The sequence below is a fragment of the Citrobacter sp. TBCS-14 genome, assembly GCF_005280805.1.
Lineage (GTDB): Bacteria > Pseudomonadota > Gammaproteobacteria > Enterobacterales > Enterobacteriaceae > Citrobacter > Citrobacter gillenii.
The window spans coordinates 1-466 of the sequence record NZ_SZWM01000041.1 but is presented as its reverse complement, the minus strand read 5'-3'; the positions used below and the strand labels follow the sequence as shown (position 1 = coordinate 466).

Sequence of the window (466 nt, the reverse complement as noted above, 5' to 3'; positions counted from 1 at the left end):
CATGCAACGTCTGGACGGTATGGTTAACTATGCCGATGCACTTCGTGAACGATCCCACGAATTCATGAACAAGTTACACGTGATTCTGGGATTATTGCACCTGAAAAGTTATAAGCAGTTGGAAAATTATATCATTAAGACGGCCAACAATTATCAGGAAGAGATTGGCTCACTGTTAGGCAAAATAAAATCACCGGTGATCGCGGGCTTTTTACTCAGTAAGATTAATCGCACATCTGATTTAGGTCATAGTCTGATCATTAGTAATGAAAGCCAGTTGCCGGAAAATAGTAATGAAGATCAGGTGGCAGTGTTGATCACCGTGCTGGGTAATTTGATTGAAAACGCCCTGGAGGCGCTAGGTCAAGAACCGGGGGGTGAGATCAGCGTATCCTTACATTATCGACACGGCTGGTTGCATTGCGAAGTGAATGACGATGGTCCGGGGATCGCCCCCGAACGCATT

Annotated in this window: 1 protein-coding gene; it reads left to right on the top strand. The window is 45.3% G+C overall.

Annotated features, from left to right (window positions below; genetic code table 11):
- On the top strand, positions 1-466 hold a 466-nt coding region (locus FDX22_RS00180), incomplete at both ends, for an ATP-binding protein (protein ID WP_186805257.1).